The sequence below is a fragment of the Pseudomonas sp. K5002 genome (genome assembly GCF_013386655.1).
GTDB lineage: Bacteria > Pseudomonadota > Gammaproteobacteria > Pseudomonadales > Pseudomonadaceae > Aquipseudomonas.
Map to the genome: position 1 here is coordinate 1 of NZ_JACARK010001464.1, position 357 is coordinate 357.

Genomic DNA, 357 nt, shown 5'->3' on the forward strand with positions numbered 1-357 from the left:
AAGCTCAGGGAGCTTTCCGCCAGGATCGCCCAGCCGAACATGCTGGTGGCCAGCACGCACACCGGCGCCACGCAGTTCGGCGCGATGTGCCGCAGCATGGTGTACAGCTCGGAGTTACCGATCACCCGCGAGGCTTCGACAAACTCTTTCTCGCGCAACGACAACACCGTGCCGCGCACCACCCGCACCACCGACGGTGTGTAGGCCAGGCTCAAGGCAAACACGATGCCGTACAGGCTCGGGCCGATGATCGCCATCAAGCCCAGGGCCAGCAGGATCCCGGGAAACGCCAGCAACGCATCGTTGACCATCATCAAGCCCCGGTCGACCCAGCCCCGCAGGAACCCGGCCAGCAGG

1 protein-coding gene is annotated in these 357 nt (G+C 65.3%); it reads right to left on the reverse strand.

Translation table 11 applies throughout. From position 1 onward, the window contains the following. On the reverse strand, positions 1-357 hold a 357-nt coding region (locus HX846_RS37210; protein WP_178967467.1), incomplete at both ends, for an ABC transporter permease.